Origin of the sequence: Nonomuraea purpurea (genome assembly GCF_042650645.1) — a bacterium.
GTDB classification, from domain to species: domain Bacteria; phylum Actinomycetota; class Actinomycetes; order Streptosporangiales; family Streptosporangiaceae; genus Nonomuraea; species Nonomuraea purpurea.
The window spans coordinates 135,900-158,661 of sequence record NZ_JBHSBI010000013.1 but is presented as its reverse complement, the minus strand read 5'-3'; the positions used below and the strand labels follow the sequence as shown (position 1 = coordinate 158,661).

The window sequence follows — 22,762 nt, the reverse complement described above, 5'->3', positions numbered from 1 at the left end:
CCGGGGGCGCCCCAAACGGGCGCCTCCGGATGGATCCGTCATGATGCTCCGGCCGCCGTGCGTACCGCGCGGTGGGTCAGGACCTTGGCCAGGTGCCTGCGGTAGTCCGGTTGCGCGTGCAGGTCGGCCGCCGGCGCGGTATCGGCCGCCGCCGCCTCGCACGCCTGGCGCACCTGATCGCCCAGCTCCACGCCCCGCAGGGCCTCCTCGCTCGCGCGGGCGCGCAGCGGCGTCGGGCCCATGTTCGTCAGCCCGATCCTGGCCTCGGCGATCGAGCCGTCGGAGCGCTTGACGGCCGCCGCCACGCCCACGATCGCCCACGCCTGCGCGGTCCTGTGGAACTTCTCGTAGTGGAAGCCCCAGCCCGCGCCCAGCTTCGGGATCTTCACCCCGACCAGGATCTCGCCAGCACGCAGCGACGACTCCAGGTAGTCGACGAAGAACTCGGCGGCGGGGATCTCCCGCTCACCCTCCTCCGACCTGGCCACGAACACGCCGTCGAGCGCCAGCACCACGGCCGGCAGATCGCCCGCCGGGTCGGCGTGGGCCAGCGAGCCGCCGAAGGTGCCCCGGTGCCGGATCGCCGGGTCGGCCACCGTGGCGGCGGCGATCGCCACCAGCGGGCAGCCGTCCTTGACCACACCGGAGCGCAGGACCTCGTCGTGCGTGGTCATCGCGCCGATGAAGACATGGTCGCCGCGGTCGTGCGCGCCCTTCAGCTCCGGCAGCCGTCCGACGTCGACCAGCGTCGACGGGTACGTCAGCCGCAACCGCAGCAGCGGCAGCAGCGACTGCCCGCCCGCCAGCACCTTGGCGTCCTCGTCGGAGGCCAGCGCCTGGCAGGCCGCGCTCAGCGAGTCGGGGCGCACGTAGTCGAACTGTGCGGGGATCATGGCCGTCCTCCTTCCAGGGCCCGCCACACGCGTTCCGGCGTGCACGGCATCTGGACGTCGTCGATGCCGCGCGGGCGCAGGGCGTCCACGACGGCGTTCACGACGGCCGGGGTCGAGGCGATCGTGCCCGCCTCGCCGGCGCCCTTGACGCCCAAGGGGTTGCTGGTCGCCGGCGACTCGGTCCGATCGAGCGTCATCGCCGGCAGGTCGGCCGCCGACGGCAGCAGGTAGTCGGCCATCGTGGTGGTCAGCAGGTTGCCCTCGGCGTCGTACACGGCCTCCTCGAACAACGCCTGGGCGATGCCCTGCGCGATGCCGCCGTGCAACTGGCCCTCGACGATCAGCGGGTTCACCACCTTGCCGACGTCGTCGACCGCCACGTACGAGCGGATCTTCACCATGCCCGTCTCGGTGTCCACCTCCACCGCGCACAGGTGGGTGCCGTGCGGGAAGGAGTAGTTCTCCGGGTCGAACGTGGCCTCGGAGTCGAGCCGCGCCTCGACCCCGTCGGGCAGGTCGTGGGCCGTGAACGCGGCGTAGGCCAGCTCCTGGATGGTCTTCTGCGAGTCGGTGCCCCGCACCCTGAACGCCCCCGCCTCGAACTCCAGGTCGTCGGGCGAGCATTCGAGCAGGTGAGAGGCCAGCTTGCGGGCCTTGTCCCTGACCTTGTCGCACGCCTTGAGCACGGCCATGCCGCCGACCACCAGCGAACGCGAGCCGTAGGTGTCCATGCCCTTGTGGGCGATCGCCGTGTCGCCGTGCAGCACCGTGACGTCGTCGAACGGCACGCCGAGCGCGTCGCACACGATCTGGCTCCACGACGTCACATGGCCCTGCCCGTGCGGCGAGGTGCCGGTGATGACCTCGACCTTGCCGGTGGGCAGCATGCGCACCGAGCCGTGCTCCCAGCCGCCGGCGCCGTAGTTGGCCGCGCCGAGCAGTCTGGACGGGGCCAGCCCGCACATCTCCGTGTAGGTGCTGACGCCGATCCCGAGCTGCACGGGATCGCCCCTGTCACGCCGGTCGGCCTGCTCGGCCCGCAGCTTGTCGTAGCCGAACATGGCCAGCGCCCGATCCGTGGCCGCCTCGTAGTTGCCCGAGTCGTAGGTCAGCCCCGAGATCGTCGTGTAGGGGAACTCCTCGTGCCTGATCCAGTTGCGCCTGCGCACCTCGACCGGGTCCATGCCCAGTACGGCGGCCAGTTCGTCCATCATGCGCTCGATGCCGAACGTCGCCTCGGGCCGGCCCGCGCCCCGGTAGGCGTCGGTGGGCATCTTGGTGGTGAACACGCCCCTGCAGCCGAACTCGTAGGCGTCCATCTTGTAGATCGCGTTGAACATGGACGCGCCCAGCATCGGCACGCCCGGCGTGACCAGCATCAGGTACGCGCCCATGTCGGCCAGCAGATCGACCTGGAGCCCGCGGATGCGCCCGTCGGCGTCGGCGGCCAGCCTGAGGTGCTGGATCTGGTCGCGGCCGTGGTGCACCGTCAGGTTGCCCTCGGAGCGTGACTCGCTCCACTTGACCGGCCTGCCGAGCTTGCGGGTGAGCAGCAGGCAGAGCACCTCTTCCGCGGTGACCTGCAGCTTCGAGCCGAACCCGCCGCCCACGTCGGGGGCGATCACCCGCAGCCGGTGCTCGGGGATGCCGGTCACCACGGCCAGCATGACCCGCAGCACGTGCGGGATCTGCGTGGCCGACCAGAGCGTGAACGCCTCGCCGTCGGTGTCGGCCAGAACCGCCCGCGGCTCCATCGCGCTCGGGATGAGCCGCTGCTGGACGTAGGTCCTGTCGATGACGACCGGGGCGTCCCTGAAGGCGGCCTCGATGTCACCGGAGGTGGTCTTGACGCTGAACGCCTGGTTGCCCGGCTCGTGCACCTTCGGGCTGTCCGCGGTGAGGGCCTGCCTCATGTCGAGCACGGCAGGCAGCGGCTCGTACTCGATGTCGATGGCCTCCAGCGCGTCGGCCGCCCGGTAGCGGTCGGTCGCGATCACGCAGGCCACGGCCTCGCCGACGTAACGCACCTCCGACACCGCCATCGGCGGGTGGTCGGGGATGACGATGTCCTCGCTCACCGGCCACGCGCACGGCAGACTGCCCTGCTCGGCGGCGAAATCCTGGCCGCTGAACGCCGCCACGACCCCCGGCAGGTCACGCGCCCCCGACACGTCGACCCTGGAGATCCTCGCGTGCGCCATCGGGCTGCGCAGGAACATCACGTGCAGCATCCCCGGACGCGAGAGGTTGTCGGTCCACTGGGTGCGCCCCGTCAGCAGCCTGGCGTCCTCTTTCCGTTTCCTGGGCCGGCCGACCTCCTGAACGGTCACGGGGAGCTCACCGCCTGACCCATCTCCTGCGCGCCCCTGCGCACGGCGCGGACGATGTTGCAGTAGCCGGTGCAGCGGCAGAGGTTGCCCTCCAGGCCCTGCCTGATCGTCTCCTCCGACGGCTCAGGATCCTCCCGGAGCAGGTCTATGGAGGCCATGATCATGCCTGGCGTGCAGTAGCCGCACTGCAGCGCGTGCTCTTCGTGAAAGGCCTTCTGCATCGGGTGCATCGACCCGTTGACGCCCAGGCCCTCGATGGTGACGACGTCGCAGCCGTCGGCCTGGACCGCCAGCACCGAGCAGCTCTTGACGCTCTTGCCGTCGAGCATGACCGTGCAGGCGCCGCAGTTGCTGGTGTCGCAGCCGATCGGTGTGCCGGTCTTGCCCAGCCGTTCTCGTAGCAGATGGACGAGCAGGAGCCGCGGCTCGACGTCCTCCTCGTACTTGATCCCGTCGACCGTGATAGCGATTCGGGGCATACGTCCTCCCTCAGGAGCAGGGGAAAGGCGGACACACGCCAACCTACGCCGGTGTCTTTTCCGGTCAAGGGTTACTTACCCCGGACCACCCTCGCGATGATCGCCACCAGCCCCGCGAACGCCAATCCCAACACCGTGACCCCGATCAGCACCAGCGGATCACGGATCGTCCGTGTCACGATCAAAATACCCAGAACGACGAAGAGCACGCCGCTGAGCAGGGCCATCCAGTCCGTCCTGTGCACGCGCCGCGGCCGGTCCACCTCACGCGGCACGCCGCACCTCCATGTCGCTCAGGCCACCCTTGAGATTGAGCACGATCGTCGAGACCTCGCCCTTGGGGGGCAGTTCGGGCTCCAGCACCTTGTTCCACCGCACGTCCACGCCGCCCCTGAGCGAACGCTCCAGCGTGATGTCGCCGATGACGTTCCTGGCGTGCACCTCGACCTTGACCGTGGGCGGCACGATCACCGACAGCTCCCCGAGCTGTACCGCCGCGTCGAGGGTCACCCTCGACCCCGGTGTCAGCTTCAGCTCCGACAGGTCCAGCCGGCCCTCGCCGACGCCCGCGTCGTACAGTCTGCCCGCCGCCTCCGTCACGGTGGTCGGGGTCCATTCGACGGTGCCGAAGTTCCTCGGGACACCGCCCAGCATCAGGCCCAGGGTCACGATCACCGCGACGGTGGTGCCCGCGGCCACCAGCCCTGCCCCTCGGCCCCACCAGGTGGCCACCAGCAGGCCCGCGCCGATCGTGATGAGCATGGCGCCGCCGACGATCGTCGGGCTCACTCCGGCGGCCGATCTGGCTTGGACCGCCACGACGATCCCTCCAATGAAGAGTGCGAGCATGAACGTGATCAGCCCGATGAACGACCTCGGGCGCCGCCTGCGCTCCGGCCTCGGGATCGGGCCGGCGTACGGGCCGGGGCCGTAGGGCGGGTAGCCGCCGTGCCTCCTGGCCGGGTCGAGCGGCTGGTACGGGCCTTTCGGGGCGAAGGGCGCGCCATACGGGATGTGTTCGACGGTGGTCTTGGGCTGGGGGCGATACGCCTGGGGACGCGGCTGCGTCGGGACGGCGTGCTCGGCGGTCACCTTGGTGTCCTCGGCGACGGGCTGGTGAGCGGTTTCGCGTTCCTGCGGGGCCGTCTCGATCGGCTGCTTCGGCGCCGTGGGGGCCTCTTCCGCCGCGGCTGCCATCGTCTCCGCCGCGTGCGCTGCCTGCGTCTCTTGGGCTGGGGGCGCTTCGGCCGCTTGAGCCGCCGCCGGGGGCGTTTGGGGCTCGTGCTCGGACACCGCCGGGCTCGGCTCGGACGCCGGGTGTACCGGCGGGGTGGGAGGAACCGGAGGTGTCGGGCGTACCGGAGGGGTGGGCTCGTGGCTCGTGTAGGAAGGCGCGGGGGTCTCCCTGCTGCGCCTCTTGCTCAGCCGCTCGGGCATCGACCGGGCCAGCCCGAGCAGGTCCACCCCGTTGGAGTGGGCGGCGAGCAGCGAGACGACCAGGAGGAGACCCACCACGAGGGTGCCCGTGCCCAGCCACACCGTGGCCAGGTTGATCGCCAGCCCGGCCCCCAGCACCGCCGTCAGCAGCGCCATCACGGTCTCGGCGTCGAAGTCGCGCCGGGTCCACTGCTCGATGATCCCCGGCTTGCCGCTCGGCTCCTTCATCAGCAGGAATGCCGCGAGGTAGAGGAACAGGCCGACGCCGGAGCCGAACAGAAGCACCGCGAACCCCGCGCGGAACACCACCGGATCGATCCCGGTGCACCGCCCGAGCCCGGCGCACACACCCATGAGGATGCGCCCCTCGCCGCTGCGTCGCAGCACGCGGGGCGGTGCGGCCGGTTCCCTGGGCGGAGCTTCTGTCATGCAACCATGGTGGACCTGTGGGCGGTGTGACCGCATCCGGGAGACCCCTGAGCCGACCCGGGGGTTGTTCCCTGATGCCTGACGTGCCCCCGACGTGTGAATATGGCCATGTTATGGCTGACCAGAAGACTCTTGCCGAGCCCAGCGGCGATGCCCCCTATCGCCGGATGATGCGACCCATGGAGGGCCGCCTGCTCGGCGGCGTGGCCCAAGGGCTGGCGGGGCAGCTCTCGCTTGACCCGGTGGTGGTCAGGCTGGTGTTCGTGCTGCTCAGCGTCGTGGAGGGCGTCGGCATCGTCGTCTACGGCGTGCTGTGGATGATCACGCCGCGGCAACCGTACCAGGGGCAGCCACCGCAGCGGGACTGGAGCCAGCTCGCCGCGTTCAGCGCGATCGGGCTGGCGCTGGCCACGTTCGGCTGGCTCACCGGGGCCTCCAAGGGCGGCATCGCCATGCTGCCGTTCGCGCTGGGCGGGATCGGCGGCCTCATCCTCTGGCAGCAGGCCGACCCGGAACGCCGCAGGAGCTGGGTCAGCGGCGCCACGCTCAGCATCAGGAAGAACCGGGTGCGCACGCTGCTCGGCGTGGTGCTGGTCGTCGTCGGCGCGATCGGCTTCCTGGTCGCCGAGGGGGAGCTGGAGCAGGCCCGGCGGGGGCTGCTGTTCACGGTCGTGGTGGTCGGCGGGCTGGCCGTCATCGCCGCGCCCTGGCTGGCGGGCCTGTGGAAGGAACTGCAGCTCGAACGGCGTGAGCGCATCAGGCAGGAGGAACGGGCCGAGGTGGCGGCCATGGTGCACGATTCGGTGCTGCACACGCTCACGCTCATCCAGCGCGTCGCGGGCGATCCGCGCGAGGTCACCCGGTTGGCCCGCTCCCAGGAGCGCGAGCTGCGCAACTGGCTCTACCAGCCGGCCCAGGACGCCGATGCCACGCTCGCGGCCGCCGTACGCAGGATCGCGGCCGAGGAGGAGGATTCGCACGGCGTGCCCATCGAGATCGTCTGCGTGGGGGACATCGACCTCGACTCGGGCGGCCGGCTCGGGGCGATGCTCAAGGCGTCCCGGCAGGCGATGGTCAACGCCGCCAAATACTCTGAGAGTGCCTCTATTTCCGTCTATGCGGAGGTAGAGGGTGAAGAGGTCACGATTTTCGTGAAGGATCGTGGCAAGGGGTTCGACCTTGAGGCGATACCGCTCGACCGGATGGGGATCAGGGAGTCCATCATCGGCAGAATGGAACGCCATGGAGGCACGGCCAGGATTCGGACCTCGGTCGGCGAGGGCACGGAAGTGATGTTGACGATGAAGGTGGAGAAGGCATGACGCGCGTACTGATCGTCGATGATCATCGCCTGTTCCGCTCCGGCGTGCGCGCGGAGCTGGGCGACTCGATCGAGGTGGTGGGGGAGGCCGAGGACGTCGAGTCGGCCGTCCAGGCGATCGCCGAGCACCAGCCCGACGTGGTCCTGCTGGATGTGCACATGCCAGGCGGCGGGGGCCAGGAGGTGCTGCGCCGCGTCCTCGGCTCCGGCGCGCAGGTGCGCTTCCTCGCCCTGTCGGTCTCCGACGCCGCCGAGGACGTCATCGGCGTGATCAGGGGCGGGGCCCGCGGATACGTCACCAAGAACATCAGCGGCAAGGAACTCACCGACGCCATCCGGCGGGTGTCCGAGGGCGACGCGGTGTTCTCGCCTCGGCTGGCGGGGTTCGTGCTGGACGCGTTCGCCTCCTCAGAGGCGCCCTCGATCGACCCGGAGCTCGACTCCCTGACGCAGCGCGAGCGGGAGGTGCTGCGGCTGATCGCGCGCGGGTACGCCTACAAGGAGATCGCCAAGGAGCTGTTCATCTCGGTCAAGACGGTCGAGACGCACGTGTCCTCAGTGCTGCGCAAGCTCCAGCTCTCCAACCGCCACGAACTGTCACGCTGGGCCACCGCCCGTCGCCTGGTCTAGGCCCATATTCCGTACCTGCTGCTCCGTAGCAGGTCAGCCCCCGCTTCGGCTACCGGCATCACACCCGCTCTCCTCCCCAAGACACCTCCGCCGAAGTGCGGCGGGAGTGGAGAACGGCGTGAAACCAGGCGGCTCAAGGCTTCGGCCAGGCGCTCACGCGCAGCAGGCGCAGGGCCGATTCGGCGGGTGAGCCCGGCTCGGCCGCGAACACCGCCAGCCGCTGCCCCGCGTCCTCCTGCACCTGGAACACCTCTTCGGCCAGCGTCAGCTCCCCGACCAGCGGATGCCGGAACGTCACGGTCTCCGAGCGGCACTGGCGCACCGGGTGCCGGGCCCACAGCGCGGCGAACTCGGTGCTGTTCATCGTCAGCTCCCCGACCAGCGCGGCCAGATCAGGGTCGTCCGGCCAGCGACCGGCGGCCTGGCGCAGGTAGGCGACCGTGGCGCGGGCCTTGGCGGGCCAGTCGGCGTACAGGTCGCGGGTGTGCGGCTCCAGGAAGACCAAGCGGGCCATGTTGGGACGGTCGTCGTAGTCGAGGTGGGCGGCCAGCAGGGCGTGCGCGGGGCGGTTCCAGGCCAGGACGTCCGCGCGCCCGCCGAGCACCAAGGCCGGGTTGTAACCCATCGTGTTCAGGATCGTCATGGTGGCCGGGCGCACGCGTTCCTGGCGAGGCCTGCGCCGGCCCTTGCGCGGGGGGCGGGCCAGGCCGCGCAGGTGCGTCCGCTCGTCCTCGTCGAGGCGCAGCGCGCGGCCGATCGCGGCGAGCACGGCGTCGGAGGCGTTGAGGCTCTGGCCCTGCTCCAGCCGCGTGTAGTAGGCGACGCTGACCCCGGCGAGCTGGGCCAGCTCCTCGCGGCGCAGGCCCGGTACGCGGCGCCGCGAGCCGTACTGGTCCAGGCCGGCCTCCTCCGGCGTGAGCCTGTCACGGCGCGTACGCAGGAAGCTCCCCAGCTCAGCGCTTGTATCCATATATCCCACTATGCCGTCTCGGCAGGTGCGCAGCCTGACCCTGCCAGGCGTAGGAAAAGCCTGTGTCTGGGTACGGAAGCCCGCACCCACCAGGCTGCGATGCCATGCGTACCGACACAAGGATGACGGCCCATCACAAAGTGGTACTCGCGCTCCTGCTCGGAACGCAGTTCATGCTGACCGTCGACTTCTCCATCTTCAACGTCGCCCTGCCCGCCATCGGCAAGGGCGTCGGACTGGACTCCCTCCAGTGGGTGGCCACCGCCTACGCGCTGCCCGCGGCCGGCTTCACCCTGCTGTTCGGCCGGATCGCCGACCTGGCGGGCCGCCGCCGCATGTTCCTCATAGGGCTCGTCCTGCTGGCCGCCGCCTCCCTCTTCGGCGGGCTGGCCATCGCCCCCGCCATGCTGCTGGCCGCCCGCGCGGCGCAGGGCCTGGCCACCGCTATCAGCATGCCGGCCGCCCTGGCGCTGATCACCACGACGTTCCGCGAGGGCCCGCTGCGCGAGCGCGCACTCGGCCTGAACGGCGCGATCACCGCGGCCGGCTTCACCACCGGCGCGCTGCTCGGCGGGGTGCTCACCGAACTGCTGGGCTGGCGCTGGGCCTTCCTGGTCAACGTCCCCGTCGCCGTGATCATCCTCGCATTGGCGCCGAGCCTGATCCCGGCCGACGCCGGCGATCGCCGGACCCGGCTGGACCTGCCGGGCGCGATCACCGTGACCCTCGGCCTGCTCGCCCTGGTCTGGGGCATCACCACGCCGGGCGCCGCACGCTGGGTGCTGCTGCCCGCCGTCACCCTGCTCGCCGCCTTCTGGTACGCCGAACTCCGCAGCCCTCACCCGCTGGCCCCCCTGCACGTGCTGCGACGGCCCACCGTCGGCCTGGGCAACCTGGGCGGGCTCACCACCGCCGCGATGGCCACCGGAGTCACCTTCCTCATGACCGTCCACCTGCAGGAGACCCTGCACCTGTCGCCGGTGGTCACCGGGCTGGCGTTCGGGGTGCCGGGCGCGCTGGCCATGGCGGGCGGGGCGGTCGCGCCGCGGCTCATCGCTTCCCTGGGCGCGCCGGCAGTCCTCGCGCTGGGCCTGGCCGTGCAGGGCCTGTCGACCGCCGCGCTGCTGGTGACCGGCGACGCCTGGTACGTGACCGCCGCGCTGGCCGTCTGCTACTTCGGCAACATGATCGCCCTTGTGGCCGCCGCCGTGACCGCGACCTCCGGCCTGCCCAACCACGAGCAGGGATTGGCCACCGGGCTGAGCGCGATGGCCCAGCAGATCGGCATCACGGTAGGCATCCCCGTGCTCAGCGCGTTGGGCGATCTCCACTTGGGGGTGGGCGTGGCCGCCGCGGCTACCGTGGCGGTGGCGGTCGCGGTACGCGTGCGTGGCTGACGCGACGACGAGGACCCGCTGTCGGCCGGCCGCATCGGCCTGGTCCGCCCCGACTGCCAGGGGCCTGACTTCCGTTTTGGAGTGTTACATGATAGTTATCCAGATTCGTCCACGAATCTGGCGTCCCAGTTGTCTCACTTAGAGGAGATAAACACATAGTCCAGGAGTAACCCCCTTGAATCGCGTCCCTCGGATGCTGCCTGCCCTCGTCGCGTTGGTCACCGCGACGGCATGTGCGGCGGAAAGCGTCCCCGTTCCCCAGGCTGCGGCCCCCGTGGTCAAAGCGGCCGCCGTGAAGATCTCGGCCACGGAGACCCCGCAGCCGACGCAGACCCCGTCGGCGACGGCGAAGAAGCCCAAGCTCGGCATCGCCGACATCACCCCCATGGGGGAGAAGACCGAGAAGGTCGGCGTCGGCTTCCCGATCATCGTCACGTTCGACCGCGACGTCAAAGACCGGGCGGCCGTGGAGGCACTGCTGGAGGTCAAGGCCGAAAGGCAGGTCGAGGGCGCCTGGCGCTGGGTGTCGGAGCGCAAGGTCATCTACCGGACGAAGACGTACTGGAAGCCGCACCAGAAGGTCCTGTTCACCGCCCGCCTGTCACAACTCCCCGGCAACACCGCCGCCAAGGACGTCTCCCGCCGCTTCGCCGTGGGCACGTCGAACATCTCCGTGGTCGACACCCGCAAGCACCAGATGAAGGTCTACCGCGACGGCAAGATCGCCAAGAAGATCCCGATCAGCGCCGGCAAGGGCGGGCTGATGAAGAACGGCGTGGACGTCTACCTCACCACCAGCGGCGTGCACCTCACCATGGGCAAGAAGGCCGTGGAGACCATGACGTCCGGCTGGTTGGGCGTGACGGACCCGAAGGACCCTCGCTACTACAAGGAGGAGATCCCGTGGGCGGTCCGCATCTCCGACAGCGGCGAGTACGTCCACCAGAGCGCCGGCTACTACCAGTACCTCGGCCGATCCAACCAGAGCCACGGCTGCGTCCGGGCCACCCCGGCCGGTGCCAAGTGGTTCTACACGATCGCGCAGCGCGGGGACGTCGTGAAGATCACCGGCACGAAGCGGAAGCTGGACTGGCGTAACGGGTGGAGCTACTGGCAGCTCAACTGGACCCAGTGGAAGAAGGGCAGCGCCCTGTAACCCGCCCCCGGTCACTCTTGTGACCGGCCGGTCCGGCCTGAGGCCCTGCTGGGCGGGCGTCGTGTCGCTGTATGACGTCCTGGCCGGGGATCACGCCGGGTCCTTTCCATTGGAGGGAAAGGTCCGGCGATATTCGGTGGGCGAGACCCCGACGTGCTGGGCGAAGTGGTGGCGCAGGTTGTTGGCGCTTCCCAGCCCGCTGCGCTCGCTGACCTGGTCGATGGGCAGGTCGGTGCGCTCAAGAAGCTCCTGCGCGCGGGCCAGGCGCTGGCGGAGCAGCCATCTCATGGGGCTGGCGCCCGTCGCGGCCCGAAGGTGCCGATGGAAGCTGCGCGCGCTCATTCCGGCCCGCGCGGCCAGGTCGTCGACGGTGAGCGGGTGGTGGAGGTTCTCCACCGCCCACTGCAGCACAGGGGCGATCCCGTCGTCGGTCACGGGCAGGGACTGCTCCACGAACTGGGCCTGGCCGCCCGGTCGATGCGCGGGAACCACCAGGCGGCGGGCGAGCTGGTTGGCCACATGCGCGCCGAGATCGCGGCGGACCAGATGCAGGCACAGGTCGAGCCCGCCGCTGAGGCCCGCGCTGGTGAGCACGTCGCCGTCGTCGACATACAACACGGATGCGTCGACCCGCACCCTTGGATACCGCTCGGCCAGCGCGCGGGTGTGCGCCCAGTGGGCGGTGGCGGGCCGGCCGTCGAGCAGGCCCGCGGCGGCGAGGGCGAACGCGCCGTTGCACAGGGAGACCATGCGCGTCCCGCCCTCGGCGGCCCGGCGCAGGGCGTCGATCAACTCGACGGGGATCTCTCGCTCGCCATGAACGCACTCCTCCGGCACGCCGGGGACGATCACGGTGTCGGCTTTCACCAGCTCGTCCAGCCCGTACGGCGCGTTCAGCACGAACCCCGGCCGCGACGGGGCGACACCCTGGCTCGGACCGCACAGGCGCAGGTCGTACCAGGGGTCGGCGAGATCGGTGTGGGCCACGCCGAAGACCGCCGCGGCGATCCCCAGCTCATACAGGTCCCACATGGGGATGGCGTCATCGATCACGACGAGGGCGACGGATCCGGCACTCACCCGCCCATCGTATGGCGGCAATTTGGTGAATGTCGGCATTCCTGCCGCTGTTGATGGGCGGTCGGCCGCTGCCATCGTGGTCGTTCCGAACAGCCATCACGCAGGGAAGTCGATATGACAAACACCGCCGTCGCGGTCATCGGTCTGGGAATGATGGGCCAGGCGCTGGCCGCCGCATTCGTCAACGCCGCGTACCCGACGACCGTCTGGAACCGCACGCCGGGGAAGGCCGAGCGACTGGTCGAGATGGGCGCGAGCCAGGCGCCGACGGTCGCCGACGCCGTCGAGGCCGCCCCGCTCGTGATCGTCTGCGTGCGCGACTACGACGCCGTCCGCGAGTCGCTGGCGCCGGCCGAAGCGCACCTGTCCGGCAAGGTCCTGGTCAATCTCACCTCGGGAGCCTCGGACGAGGCCCGCGCGATGGCCGGGTGGGCGGCCGAACGCGGAGCCGGCTACCTGGACGGGGCCATCATGATGACGCCGCCGGGCATCGGCGCACCGGAGACGGTCATCCTCTACGGAGGATCGCCCCAGTTGTACGAAACGCACGAGAAGATCCTCGCCGTGCTGGGCGGCGGGACGCTCCTGCTGAGCGACGACGTCGGCATCCCCTCGTTGTACGACGTCGCGCTGCTCGGCATCATGTGGTCGACGTTCAACGGGTTCATGCACGCCGCGGCGCTGCTGAACACCGAGAAGATCGCGGCGACCGATTTCCTGCCGTTCGCCAAAGACTGGCTCACCGGTGTGGCGTCGTTCCTGACGACCTACGCCAACCAGATCGACGCGGGCGACTACGCGGCCTCCGACGCCACCTTGGAGACACAACTTCCCCCGCTTCTGCACCTTCTCCACGAAAGCCGCATCCGGGGCATCGACGCCACCATGCACGAGTACACCAAGACGCTGCTCGACGAGGCGATCGCGAACGGCCACGCCCTGGACAGCTACGCCCGCATCATCGAGCACTTCAGAACACCCGCGGCATGAAGGTCTCCTGGCCCGACCTCGTGACAGAAGCGGCCGGCGCGTCCACCAAGATCCTTGACGAGGGAGCCGGGCGCGACTGGTCGCACCACGCCGCAGGGCTGGACTGGGACGGCACGGTCCGCTGAAGCGGCGTCCTGATCACGGTCGCAAAGCCGGTGGCAGCGGAGCGTGCGGGCCTCGGCCATGGCCACGCCTTGGGGCGGGCTTGGCCGGGGCCTCGGCCTTCTGTGGGGCGCTCAGAGCTTTTCGAGGGGGGCGTAGGCCAGCAGGAGCGTCTTCTCACCGCCGCTACCGAAGTCGATCTTGACCTTGGTCTTCTCCGCCACACCGTCCACCGACACCACCGTCCCGAGCCCGAACGCGTCGTGCGACACCCGGTCACCAGGCGTCAGCGAGGGCACCTTCCGCCCGCCCCCGCTCTTGGCGGGCGCCGGACGGGCGGCGGGCTTGGTGGCCGCGCTCCACGCCGACTTCTCCGGATCGGTACGCCAGTCGATGAGCTGCGCCGGCACCTCGCTCACGAACCGTGAGGCCGGGTTGAACGACGGCGCCCCCCACGAGCTGCGCACGGCCGCCCGAGTGATATACAGCCGCTTCTGGGCCCGCGTGATGCCCACGTAGGCCAGCCGCCGCTCCTCCTCCAGCTCCTTGGGCTCGCCCAGTGACCGGACGTGCGGGAAGACGCCGTCCTCCATGGCCGTCAGGAAGACGACGGGGAACTCCAGCCCCTTGGCCGTGTGCAGGGTCATGAGCGTGACCACCCCCTGCCCGCCCTCGGCGTCGGGGATCTGGTCGGCGTCGGCCACGAGCGAGACCTGCTCCAGGAACTCCACCAGCGTCCCCTCCGGGTTGGCCTCCTCGAACTCGGAGGCCACGGAGATGAGCTCGTTGAGGTTCTCCAGGCGGGACTCGTCCTGCGGATCTTCCGAGGCTTCCAGCTCGGCCCGGTAGCCGGTGGCCACCAGCACCTCCTCGGCCAGCGCCGACGGCGGCACGCCCTCGGCCTTGGCGATCAGCTCCTCGACCAGGGCGACGAACTCGCGCACGGCGTTGAGCGAGCGCGTGGCCATCCCGTAGGCCTCCTCGGCCCTGCGCAGCGCGTCCCAGAAGGAGATGCGCTCGCGTGACGACAGCGCCTCGATCATGGCCTCGGCGCGGTCGCCGATGCCGCGCTTGGGGACGTTCAGGATGCGCCGCAACGACACCACATCGGCCGGGTTGGCGAGCACGCGCAGGTAGGCCAGCAGGTCCTTGACCTCTTTGCGCTCGTAGAAGCGCACGCCGCCGACGACCTTGTAGGGCAGCCCGGTGCGGATGAAGATCTCCTCGAACACGCGGGAGGCGGCGTTGGTGCGGTAGAAGACGGCGACCTCGCTCGGCTTGACGTCCTCCTCGTCGCTGAGCCGGTCGACCTCCTGGGCCACGAACATGGCCTCGTCGTGCTCGTTGTCGGCGACATACCCGACGATCTTGGGCCCGTCGCCCTGGTCGGACCAGAGGTTCTTGGGCTTGCGCGACTCGTTGCGCGAGATGACCGCGTTGGCGGCGGCCAGGATGTTCTGGGTGGAGCGGTAGTTCTGCTCCAGCAGGATGGTGCGCGCGTCGGGATAGTCGCGCTCGAACTCCAGGATGTTGCGGATCGTCGCGCCGCGGAAGGCGTAGATGGACTGGTCGGCGTCGCCGACCACGCACAACTCGGACTGGTCGGCCCCGGACCGGACGAGATCGCCGTCGGTCGTGCGCAGCTCGGGATGGCCGACCAGCTCGCGGATCAGGATGTACTGGGCGTGGTTGGTGTCCTGGTACTCGTCGACCAGTACGTGCCTGAACCGCATCCGGTAGTGCTCGGTCACCTCGGGGAAGAGCTGGAACAACGTCACCGTGTTCATGATGATGTCGTCGAAGTCCATCGCGCCGGCCTCGGTCAGCTTGAGCTGATAGGCCTTGTATGCCTGCGCGAGCGTCTTCTCCAGGTGCGAGCCCGCCCGCTCGATCGCCGTCTCGTAGTCGACCAGCTCGTTCTTGAAGTTGCTGACCTGCGCCGAGAACGAACGCGGCGGGTAGCGCTTCGGATCGAGCTCCATCTCCCTGCAGACCATGGCCATGAGCCGCTGGGAGTCGGCCTGGTCGTAGATCGAGAAGCTGGAGGGGAACCCGAGCCGCTTGGCCTCGCGCCGCAGGATGCGCATGCAGGCGCTGTGGAACGTCATCACCCACATCGCCTTGGAGCGCGCCCCGACCAGCTTGTCGATGCGCTCCTTCATCTCGCGGGCGGCCTTGTTGGTGAAGGTGATGGCCAGGATCTCGCCCGGATGCACCTTCCGTTCGGCCAGCAGATAGGCGATGCGGTGGGTCAGCACCCGCGTCTTGCCGGACCCGGCCCCGGCCACGATGAGCAGCGGACTGCCATGATGGATCACCGCCTCGCGCTGCTGCGGGTTGAGGCCGTCGAGCAAAGGGTGGTCAACAGAGACTTGGGTCGGCACGCCCCTAGGTTATGACTCCCGGCCGACATTCGGCGCCCGGAATGCCTTCGGCGGGGTGCCGGTTGTCCTCCATGGAACATCCAGAAAGGGGAGTCATGCTGCCGGAAACCGAGATCAACAGGGTGCTGGTCGTGACCGCCCATCCCGACGACGCCGATTTCGGCGCGGCCGGGAGCGTGGCGCTCTTCGTCGACAAGGGTGTGGAAGTCACCTACCTGCTGGTCACGGACGGTGACGCGGGCGGTAACGAACGCACACTCGACAACTCCGGCATGGCCGACCTCCGCAGAGCCGAGCAGCGGGCCGCCGCCAAGGCGGTGGGCGTCACCGACGTGCGCTTCCTCGGCTACGCCGACGGACAGGTGGTGCCCTCACTGGAGCTCAGACGCGCCATCGCCAGAGTCATCCGTCAGGTACGTCCTGATCTGGTCATCACACACCACCCCGACCGCAACTACCGTTTCGTCGCCCCCAGCCACCCCGACCACCGCGCGGTCGGCGGCGCCGCGCTCGACGCGGTCTACCCCGACGCCCGCAACCCCTACGCCTTCCCCGAACTGCTGCGGGAGGAGGGGCTGGAGGCGTGGACGGTGCGTGAGGTGTGGCTGAACGGCGGCATGAACCCCAACCACTGGGTGGACGTCACCGAGGCCATGGACCGCAAGCTCGCGGCCTTGCAGTCACATGTGAGCCAGGTGTCCCATGTGGAGGGATTCGCCGACTTCGTCAAGAGCCGCTTCGCCGCCTGGGCGGAGGAAGCCGGACTCGGCGAGGGCCGCTACGCGGAGGCCTTCCAGGTCGTCCCAACCGACTGACGCCTGTACGGGACGGAACTCCGACGTCCTCATACGGGACTGATCCCCCGACGGGACCAAACCTCTGAGACCTTGACGGAACCGAGCTCCTGAGTCCTTTATCGGAACCCTTGGGGCCTTTATGGGACCGAACCGGGCGGCACCACCCAGAGGGACGGCTGCCCGGTGACTTCGGAGATGATGTCGAAGTCGCGGTCGTAGTGCAGGATCGTCGCGCCGTTCACCTCGGCGCAGGCGGCTGTGAGCAGGTCGTTCGTGCCGATGCCGCGGTGTTGCGAGATCTCGATGAGCTGACGCTGCACCTCCATGGCCCGGGTCTGGACCTCCTGGTCCACCGGCAACAGGATGCACTGTCGCTGGGCACGCAGGATTCTCCCGTAATGGGCGAAATCACGGGCGCTGTAGAACACTTCGAGGTCGATGACGCTGCACGTCGCCACCGCCCGCGCCGCATAGAGCGGGTAAAGCGCCTTGGCGACCACGTCGCTGGTGCGGATGCGCGCGAGCACGCTCTTGTCCAGGAGATACATCAGTCCTGTGGTCGCCACGCAGGTTTCATGGTCTCCGGGTCGAGCAGATCCGGGCTCCCCTCCGTGCGCCAGAACTCGAACGCTCCGATGGCGCTCAACCTTTCCGCGTCCCTGTCGACGACCGCCTGCAGAGCGGCGTGAACCGTTTCCGTCAACGTCGCCGCCCCGAGCTTGAGCTGAGCCGCTTCGATGAGTTCCTTGTCGACGTCGATTACCGTCCGCATGCAACACCACCTCCGTACCTCCACCGGATATCCGAACCCTGATCTTGATCTACGCGCTCTCCGAGACTGCGCGCCTTGGAGAACGTGTTCGGGAGGAAGGTAAGGCATGGACATTAGTGATGCCCGAAACGGTTACCGGGACGGGGGAAAAAACTCATCCGCCAGGATGAGAACCCTGCTACGTGAGCTGATCACTGCTGTTGGATCAGGTGTTGGGGTGCCGCAGGGAGTGGGGTGATCACCGGTCATGTGCTCTCTCTTGCCAACGTTGGCGACTTACCGACCACCGGGGACCTTGGGGACCTCGGGAACCTTGCCCATCTTGTCGACGTTGGCGGCTATTCGGGCGAAGAGGTAGCCGAAGGAGTTGGTGGCCAGGTGCAGCATGACCGGGGTGAGCAGGCCCCTGTGGCGGCGTAGCTCGCAGAACAGCACCCCGGCCGCCGTCGTGGACACCACGCTGCTCGCCACCACCCGCGCCGTGTCCAGGTGGTTGGGGGACTCACCGGCAGTCAGAGCGCCGAGAGCGGGGTTGGCGCGGGCCATGTCGATGGCGGGCAGGATGTGCCAGAGGCCGAACAGGGTCGAGGAGACCGCCGTGGCTGCGACGGTGCCGTGTCTGCGGCGCAGCATGGCATACAGGGCACCACGGAAACCCACCTCCTCCAGCAGCACCGTGCCCAGCGGGACCTGGACGAGGGCCTCCTCCAGGACGCGGGCGCGCGAAAGCGACAGGGCGCGCTCGTCGTGGAAGAGCGGGCGGGTACGCGGGGTCGCGACGCCGATCGTGTAGACCGCCGCCACCGCAGCCGCTAATGCGCCACCCGCCAGCGCGCCCCGGCGGCCGTCCTCGAACCCGAGGTCCTTCCACGAAAGTCCCGACTTCCGCGCCATCGCCACCAGTGCGGCCGTCGCAACGGTCGAAGTCACTGGGCCCAGGCGGGGGGCGATCTTGTTGTTCATGATGTTGGCGGCGGCGAGGATGGCGATCGAGCGGAGCAACACCCTTGCAGGTTACGTCGCCGTCCTCCACCGCGCCGCCCGAGCCGGGCCGGGCGGTGGGGTGCGTGAGGCGTTATGAGGCGGCGGGGCGGCGCCAGCCTTGGGGGAAGCGGGTGCGGCGGCGTTCTTCCGGGGTGAGGCCGCCCCAGATGCCCTCCGACTCGCCCGCTCGTAAAGCGTACGCGCGGCACTCGTCGATGACCTGGCAGCCGGCGCAGACCGCCTTGGCCCGCGCCTCCTGCAACGGGGAGGGGGCGAGTGGGAAGAAGAGGTCAGGGTCGCTGGATCTGCACGCCCCCCGGCGCAGCCAGCCGATCTCCTCCAGTGGCATGGACCCAAGGTAGGGCGTAGTCATGATCAGACACATCATCCTCAGGGTTGACATGGGAATACATCTGCTGGGCCCCCTCGCCCTCAGCAGGCCGTCACGCCTCTGGAGTATCCCAGGAGGAAGGACTGCTGACGCTGCTCGGCGGTGCCGTGGGCGGATGGGTTCAGCCAGTCGTCGGTGGGGTCTCCAGCGGCCTCGAGGCTGGTGATGAGCTCGTTCTCGTCGCCGGGTTCTGCGGTGAGCGCGCCCGAGCGGACCAGGGCCGCCAGGGTGCCGCCCGCGTAGCAGTCGGCCTGGAGTTCGGCTTGCACGTTGAGCTGGAAACTGGCCTGGAGCTGGGCCTGCACGGCGTGCCCGAACTCATGCGGAATGATCACATAGACGGATCCGTCCCCCATCTCACTCCACAACGACTCCATCCAGGTCCGGTCGTAGGCGATGAAATGCCCGGCCGAACAGTAGAAGGCGTTGTTGGGCGCCGCGGGCTCACCGCCGCAGTTGGGGCCGGAGCCGCCCGAGTAGGGGATGAAGTCGTTGATCGGCCGATAGACGCGGCCGAGCTGGCTGAACTGCTGCTTCCAGAACTCCTCCGACAGTGAACGAGCCGTCCGCACGTCCTCCTCGAACGAGTCGGCTCCTTCGTTGTCCATGGAACGCGGCCCGGTCAGGCCGCAGGCGCTGACGAACATGACCAACGCGAAAATCAGGATGCGACGGCTCATGGGGCATCGTCGCACCTTCTCCCGGTATTTGCGGCGGTCTTCCCGGCTGAAGACAACGACTGGCACGTCCCTGCCCATATCAGGAAATGTCGCACGCCAACCCGACTTGCACCAGCCCGGGGGAGATGCCGGTATGCGGCTTGGTGGCTTTTGCGGGTTGCGGTTTCACGGTCTCCGGGAGGGCCGGGGCTTGGGGATGGGAGAGAGGAGACGGGATGAAAGGAGGGGGATTGAAGAATTGTTACGTTGTGGGTAGTGATGACCACGGAATGGGTTCACAATGCGTGCCGTAACGGTGGTAAGCCACTGAAGGGCTCAGCAAGCGTGTTCCTGGAAGGTCCTCAGCCAACGTGCGGCGGGTGGCGGCCGGCCACGGCGGAGCCGTACAGGATGGGGGTTTCCTAACCGGATGGGAACATCCACAGTCATCCACAACCCCAGCCACAGATCGCGAAGTTAGGCTGCTGGGATGCGCGTACTGATCACTGGTGGGGCGGGGTACATCGGGAGCACGGTCGCCTCGGCGTGCCTGGATGCGGGGATCTCGCCCGTGATTCTCGACAGTCTCGTCACCGGGCGGCGGGAGTTCGCCCAGGGGCGGGTCTTCTATGAGGGGGATATCAGCGATGGGGCGCTGATAGACAAGATATTTGCGGAAAATCCGGATATCGAGGCTGTCGTTCACTGCGCGGCGCTCATCGTCGTGCCCGATTCCGTCGCCGACCCCATCGGTTACTACCGTGCGAACGTCGCCAAGAGCCTCGAGTTCGTCGATCACCTGATCCGCAACGGATGCACCCGGATGATCTTCAGCTCCTCCGCGTCGATCTACCAGGCGGGCGAGGACCACACGGTGGACGAGGAATCTCCGCTCGACCCCCAGAGCCCGTACGCGCGCACCAAGGCGGTCTGCGAGGCCATGTTCGCCGACATCGCCGCGGGCAGCCCCGTCAAGATCCTCTCACTGCGCTATTTCAACCCGATCGGCGCCGACCCTCAGATGCGCACCGGCCTGCAGTTGCGCCGTCCCAGCCACGCCCTGGGCAAGATGATCGAGGCGCACGAGGACCGCGTCCCCTTCCGCATCACCGGCACCCACTACCCGACCCGCGACGGCACGGGCATCCGCGACTACGTGCACGTCTGGGACCTGGCGACCGCCCACGTGGCCGCCCTGCGACGGTTCGACGACCTGGACGCCGGCGTGATCAACCTGGGCACCGGGGCGGGCACTACCGTTCGGGAACTGGCAGATGCGTTCAACCGCGTCGTCGACCGTCCGATCGAGGTCGTCGAGGCCCCTCCGCGCCCCGGCGACGTGGCCGGCGCCTTCACGCGCAGCGATCGGGCCGAGCGGCTGCTGGGCTGGCGGGCCCGTTACTCGATCGAGGAAGGCATCAGGCACTCGCTGGAGTGGGCCGACGTGCGAGGGAGCAGGCTCGGCGAAAGCTGAAAGAGCTCGGCCCTGACTGGGGGAGATGGCGCTGTCCAGGGACAGCGCCATCTCAAAAGGCGCGCCTAGTGGCGCAGCGAGGCGAGAGCCTCGTTCGGGAGTTCCTGGATCTCCTCCTGCAACGCGGGGCCGAGGTCCTTGATGTCGATCACCTGCTCCTCGGCAGGAGCCTTGATCGTCACCTTGAAGCCCCACGCGCTGTACCGGCTGTCAGCAGTCCTCTGCAGCAAGTCGCGCTTGCCGAGCTTGATCTCCTGATCGGTGCGGAACCCGCTGGGCAGCCCCGCGGAGTCGAGGCTCAGCCGGTAGTCGAACGCGGAGGTACTGGGTGTCTTCTTCGACTGCTTGCGGGTGATGGTGCCCTGGTAGACGCCGTTCTTGACGGACTTGGCCTTGGTGATCAAGCTCTTCAGCCCGGCGGGCTGGAAGACGTCAACGGGGTGATTGGACGCGTAAAGCTTGCCAGGCTGATCGAGGCGCACCCACTTCTTGCCTTCGGGCAGGTCCTGCGTCGTCAGCATGTTGCTCTGGATGTAGGCAGCCTTACCGACGATGATGACGCGGGTGCTGGCCATCTTCTTGCCCTCGCCGGTACGGATCTGCTGGGTCACGTCCGCGGCCACGATCCCCGACGCGCCGAACTCGAAGACGCTGTTGAGCTGGCTGGAGCTGAACTTCTTGCCCTTGATCCCAGTCCGCAGGTTGTCGGACACCTTCACGCCGCGCCCGGCGACGAACTGGCTCTTCAGGGCCTTGACCGGGTCGGGAGCGGCCACCGGCTTGGCCTGGGCCGCAACGGGCGACGCCGTCGGGGTGGGGGTGGGCGCCGCCTGCGCGGGCGAGGCGCTGACGAGAGCCGCGGCCGCTGCTGCGGCTGCCAGAAGTCGCTTCATGTGCATCCTTTTGAGACATGGAGAGAGCCCTCTCCCCAAAGAGGGAGGAGAGGGCTGCCAATAGGTGGTCGCCCGGTTCGGCAGGTCTCCCTGCCCGGAACTCCGCGCTCGCGGATTTCCGTCCGAGCGGATGTCCGGGCAGGTTCCGATGCCGGCAGGGCGTTTCGTGTCGGCAGGTCAGCCGGGTGGAAGCGGTTCGTGGGCGGCTGCTCGCGGTCAGCCTTCCACGTGCGACCCCCGTCGCCCGGCTACCGTGCCCGAACCGCGGTGCCTGGTTCTAGTTGCCCGATGAGAGCGAGTCGAGGGCGCTGTTCGGGAGCTCCTGCGGAATTTCGCTGTCCTCAGGGACGCTGTCGACGTCGGCCCAGAGGCTCTTCGCCGGAGCCTTGATCTTGACCTTGGCGCCCCAGCCGCTGAACCGGGTTGTCGTGCTGGACTGGGCCTTGCCCAGAACGCCGAAGTCGAGGCCCCAGTCGGACTTGAGGGTGGTGACCAGGCCCTTGGAGTTCACGGCGAGGGCGTAGTCAATCTTGATCTTGCCGAGCGTGCCGGTGAGCTTCTGGCCGTAGGCCTTGGCCAGGTCGCTGTAGGTCAGCGAGCCCTTGTAGACGCCGCCCTTGGCGCCCTTGGCGCGCGAGATCAGCGTCTGGAGCACCTTCGGCCGGGTGATGTCGATGACCTGGTTGTAGGTGGCGCCGCTCGCCGTTCCGCGGTAGCGCACCCACTTCTTGCCCTCGGGCAGGTCCTCGGTGTACAGCCCGCCCTGGACGTAGCTGTAGCCGCCGACCGTGATGGCGCGCTGCGGGGAGAGCAGCGACTCCATGCTCTTGGAGGACGCCTTGCTGCGGACGTCCGAGGCGACGACCCCCGACTTGCCGAACTCGATGATCGCGCTCGACTTGGAGGTGCCGAGGCTCTTGCCGTTCGACGACATGCTGCTCGTCTCGGAGATCTTCACCCCGTGCCCCGAGACGAACTGCTTCTTCAGCGCCTTCACCGGATTCACCGGCGCTGCCTGAGCGGGCGCGGCCTGAGCGGGTGCGGCGGTCACGAGCGCAGCCGCCGTGGTTAACGCCAGTCCCGCGAGAATTCGCTTCATACGATTCCTTCGATTCCAAAAGGAGGGGAGCAGAAGCCTGCCAATAGAAGATCACGACCATATATCGGAGATCCGGACGTACGTCGCCGAAACCG

Annotated in this window: 23 protein-coding genes; 8 read left to right on the top strand and 15 right to left on the bottom strand. The window is 68.7% G+C overall.

The features are described 5' to 3' along the window. Positions 1-38: 38 nt before the first annotated feature. From ACFOY2_RS25790 to ACFOY2_RS25770, 5 genes are all read right to left on the bottom strand, one after another. On the bottom strand, positions 39-893 hold the full coding sequence (locus ACFOY2_RS25790; protein ID WP_379530662.1) for an FAD binding domain-containing protein: 855 nt from the start codon (positions 891-893) through the stop codon (positions 39-41). Continuing rightward, positions 890-3,223 (bottom strand): xanthine dehydrogenase family protein molybdopterin-binding subunit, encoded by a 2,334-nt coding sequence (locus ACFOY2_RS25785; RefSeq protein ID WP_379530661.1) that lies wholly within the window; start codon positions 3,221-3,223, stop codon positions 890-892. The genes ACFOY2_RS25790 and ACFOY2_RS25785 overlap by 4 nt, the downstream gene beginning before the upstream one ends. Beyond that, positions 3,220-3,702 carry a (2Fe-2S)-binding protein gene (locus ACFOY2_RS25780; protein ID WP_379530660.1) on the bottom strand — a complete coding sequence of 161 codons (483 nt, stop codon included), beginning with the start codon at positions 3,700-3,702 and terminating at the stop codon, positions 3,220-3,222. The genes ACFOY2_RS25785 and ACFOY2_RS25780 overlap by 4 nt, the downstream gene beginning before the upstream one ends. A 71-nt stretch (positions 3,703-3,773) precedes the next feature. Beyond that, positions 3,774-3,977 (bottom strand): hypothetical protein, encoded by a 204-nt coding sequence (locus ACFOY2_RS25775; protein ID WP_379530659.1) that lies wholly within the window; start codon positions 3,975-3,977, stop codon positions 3,774-3,776. Continuing rightward, complete coding sequence (locus ACFOY2_RS25770) at positions 3,967-5,568, bottom strand: PspC domain-containing protein (RefSeq protein WP_379530658.1); 1,602 nt, start codon at positions 5,566-5,568, stop codon at positions 3,967-3,969. The genes ACFOY2_RS25775 and ACFOY2_RS25770 overlap by 11 nt, the downstream gene beginning before the upstream one ends. Before the next feature lie 113 nt (positions 5,569-5,681). Here ACFOY2_RS25770 and ACFOY2_RS25765 point away from each other — a divergent pair, with 113 nt between their 5' ends. Next, a complete protein-coding gene (locus ACFOY2_RS25765) occupies positions 5,682-6,890 on the top strand; it encodes an ATP-binding protein (protein WP_379530657.1) in 1,209 nt (402 codons plus the stop codon). Then, complete coding sequence (locus tag ACFOY2_RS25760) at positions 6,887-7,519, top strand: response regulator transcription factor (protein WP_357819564.1); 633 nt, start codon at positions 6,887-6,889, stop codon at positions 7,517-7,519. Before ACFOY2_RS25765 ends, ACFOY2_RS25760 begins: the two co-directional genes overlap by 4 nt. A gap of 133 nt (positions 7,520-7,652) precedes the next feature. Here the strand turns inward: ACFOY2_RS25760 and ACFOY2_RS25755 are convergent, their stop codons facing one another. Further along, the gene (locus ACFOY2_RS25755; protein ID WP_379530656.1) at positions 7,653-8,489 is read right to left on the bottom strand and encodes a helix-turn-helix domain-containing protein; all 837 of its coding nucleotides are present in this window, start codon (positions 8,487-8,489) and stop codon (positions 7,653-7,655) included. Between the two features lie 104 nt (positions 8,490-8,593). Here ACFOY2_RS25755 and ACFOY2_RS25750 point away from each other — a divergent pair, with 104 nt between their 5' ends. Together ACFOY2_RS25750 and ACFOY2_RS25745 are read left to right on the top strand one after the other, a co-directional pair. Beyond that, positions 8,594-9,886, top strand: coding sequence for an MFS transporter (locus ACFOY2_RS25750; protein ID WP_379530655.1), 1,293 nt, complete (start codon positions 8,594-8,596; stop codon positions 9,884-9,886). A 175-nt stretch (positions 9,887-10,061) separates the two neighbouring features. Beyond that, the gene (locus ACFOY2_RS25745; RefSeq protein ID WP_379530654.1) at positions 10,062-11,042 is read left to right on the top strand and encodes a L,D-transpeptidase; all 981 of its coding nucleotides are present in this window, start codon (positions 10,062-10,064) and stop codon (positions 11,040-11,042) included. 90 nt (positions 11,043-11,132) lie between these two features. Here ACFOY2_RS25745 and ACFOY2_RS25740 read toward each other — a convergent pair whose 3' ends face one another. Beyond that, positions 11,133-12,074 (bottom strand): GlxA family transcriptional regulator, encoded by a 942-nt coding sequence (locus ACFOY2_RS25740; protein ID WP_449290142.1) that lies wholly within the window; start codon positions 12,072-12,074, stop codon positions 11,133-11,135. Positions 12,075-12,236: 162 nt separating this feature from the next. Here ACFOY2_RS25740 and ACFOY2_RS25735 point away from each other — a divergent pair, with 162 nt between their 5' ends. Both ACFOY2_RS25735 and ACFOY2_RS25730 read left to right on the top strand, forming a co-directional pair. Beyond that, positions 12,237-13,112: an NAD(P)-dependent oxidoreductase gene (locus tag ACFOY2_RS25735; RefSeq protein WP_379530652.1), complete on the top strand. Its 876-nt coding sequence runs from the start codon at positions 12,237-12,239 to the stop codon at positions 13,110-13,112. Further along, positions 13,109-13,237, top strand: a complete 129-nt coding sequence (locus tag ACFOY2_RS25730; RefSeq protein ID WP_379530651.1) for a hypothetical protein — start codon at positions 13,109-13,111, stop codon at positions 13,235-13,237. Before ACFOY2_RS25735 ends, ACFOY2_RS25730 begins: the two co-directional genes overlap by 4 nt. Positions 13,238-13,348: 111 nt before the next feature. Here ACFOY2_RS25730 and pcrA read toward each other — a convergent pair whose 3' ends face one another. Next, complete coding sequence (gene pcrA / locus ACFOY2_RS25725; protein ID WP_379530784.1) at positions 13,349-15,568, bottom strand: DNA helicase PcrA; 2,220 nt, start codon at positions 15,566-15,568, stop codon at positions 13,349-13,351. Positions 15,569-15,693: 125 nt separating this feature from the next. Here pcrA and ACFOY2_RS25720 point away from each other — a divergent pair, with 125 nt between their 5' ends. Beyond that, positions 15,694-16,413 carry a PIG-L deacetylase family protein gene (locus ACFOY2_RS25720; protein WP_379530650.1) on the top strand — a complete coding sequence of 240 codons (720 nt, stop codon included), beginning with the start codon at positions 15,694-15,696 and terminating at the stop codon, positions 16,411-16,413. A 119-nt stretch (positions 16,414-16,532) separates the two neighbouring features. On the opposite strand, the gene ACFOY2_RS25715 is transcribed toward ACFOY2_RS25720, so the two are convergent. The 5 genes from ACFOY2_RS25715 to ACFOY2_RS25695 all read right to left on the bottom strand — a co-directional run bounded on the left by ACFOY2_RS25715 (position 16,533) and on the right by ACFOY2_RS25695 (position 19,222). Continuing rightward, positions 16,533-16,961 (bottom strand): PIN domain-containing protein, encoded by a 429-nt coding sequence (locus ACFOY2_RS25715; protein ID WP_379530649.1) that lies wholly within the window; start codon positions 16,959-16,961, stop codon positions 16,533-16,535. Continuing rightward, the gene (locus ACFOY2_RS25710; RefSeq protein WP_379530648.1) at positions 16,943-17,167 is read right to left on the bottom strand and encodes a type II toxin-antitoxin system VapB family antitoxin; all 225 of its coding nucleotides are present in this window, start codon (positions 17,165-17,167) and stop codon (positions 16,943-16,945) included. The genes ACFOY2_RS25715 and ACFOY2_RS25710 overlap by 19 nt, the downstream gene beginning before the upstream one ends. Positions 17,168-17,443: 276 nt before the next feature. Next, positions 17,444-18,172 (bottom strand): CPBP family intramembrane glutamic endopeptidase, encoded by a 729-nt coding sequence (locus tag ACFOY2_RS25705; protein ID WP_379530647.1) that lies wholly within the window; start codon positions 18,170-18,172, stop codon positions 17,444-17,446. Positions 18,173-18,242: 70 nt separating this feature from the next. Further along, complete coding sequence (locus tag ACFOY2_RS25700) at positions 18,243-18,500, bottom strand: WhiB family transcriptional regulator (RefSeq protein ID WP_357819547.1); 258 nt, start codon at positions 18,498-18,500, stop codon at positions 18,243-18,245. 83 nt (positions 18,501-18,583) lie between these two features. Beyond that, positions 18,584-19,222, bottom strand: a complete 639-nt coding sequence (locus ACFOY2_RS25695) for a neutral zinc metallopeptidase (RefSeq protein ID WP_379530646.1) — start codon at positions 19,220-19,222, stop codon at positions 18,584-18,586. A 469-nt stretch (positions 19,223-19,691) separates the two neighbouring features. Between ACFOY2_RS25695 and galE the strand changes: the two genes are divergently transcribed. After that, positions 19,692-20,675, top strand: coding sequence for a UDP-glucose 4-epimerase GalE (gene galE / locus ACFOY2_RS25690; RefSeq protein WP_379530645.1), 984 nt, complete (start codon positions 19,692-19,694; stop codon positions 20,673-20,675). Positions 20,676-20,740: 65 nt separating this feature from the next. Here the strand turns inward: galE and ACFOY2_RS25685 are convergent, their stop codons facing one another. Next, a complete protein-coding gene (locus tag ACFOY2_RS25685; protein ID WP_379530644.1) occupies positions 20,741-21,568 on the bottom strand; it encodes a hypothetical protein in 828 nt (275 codons plus the stop codon). A 277-nt stretch (positions 21,569-21,845) separates the two neighbouring features. Further along, complete coding sequence (locus ACFOY2_RS25680; protein ID WP_379530643.1) at positions 21,846-22,667, bottom strand: hypothetical protein; 822 nt, start codon at positions 22,665-22,667, stop codon at positions 21,846-21,848. Between the last annotated feature and the right edge of the window lie 95 nt (positions 22,668-22,762).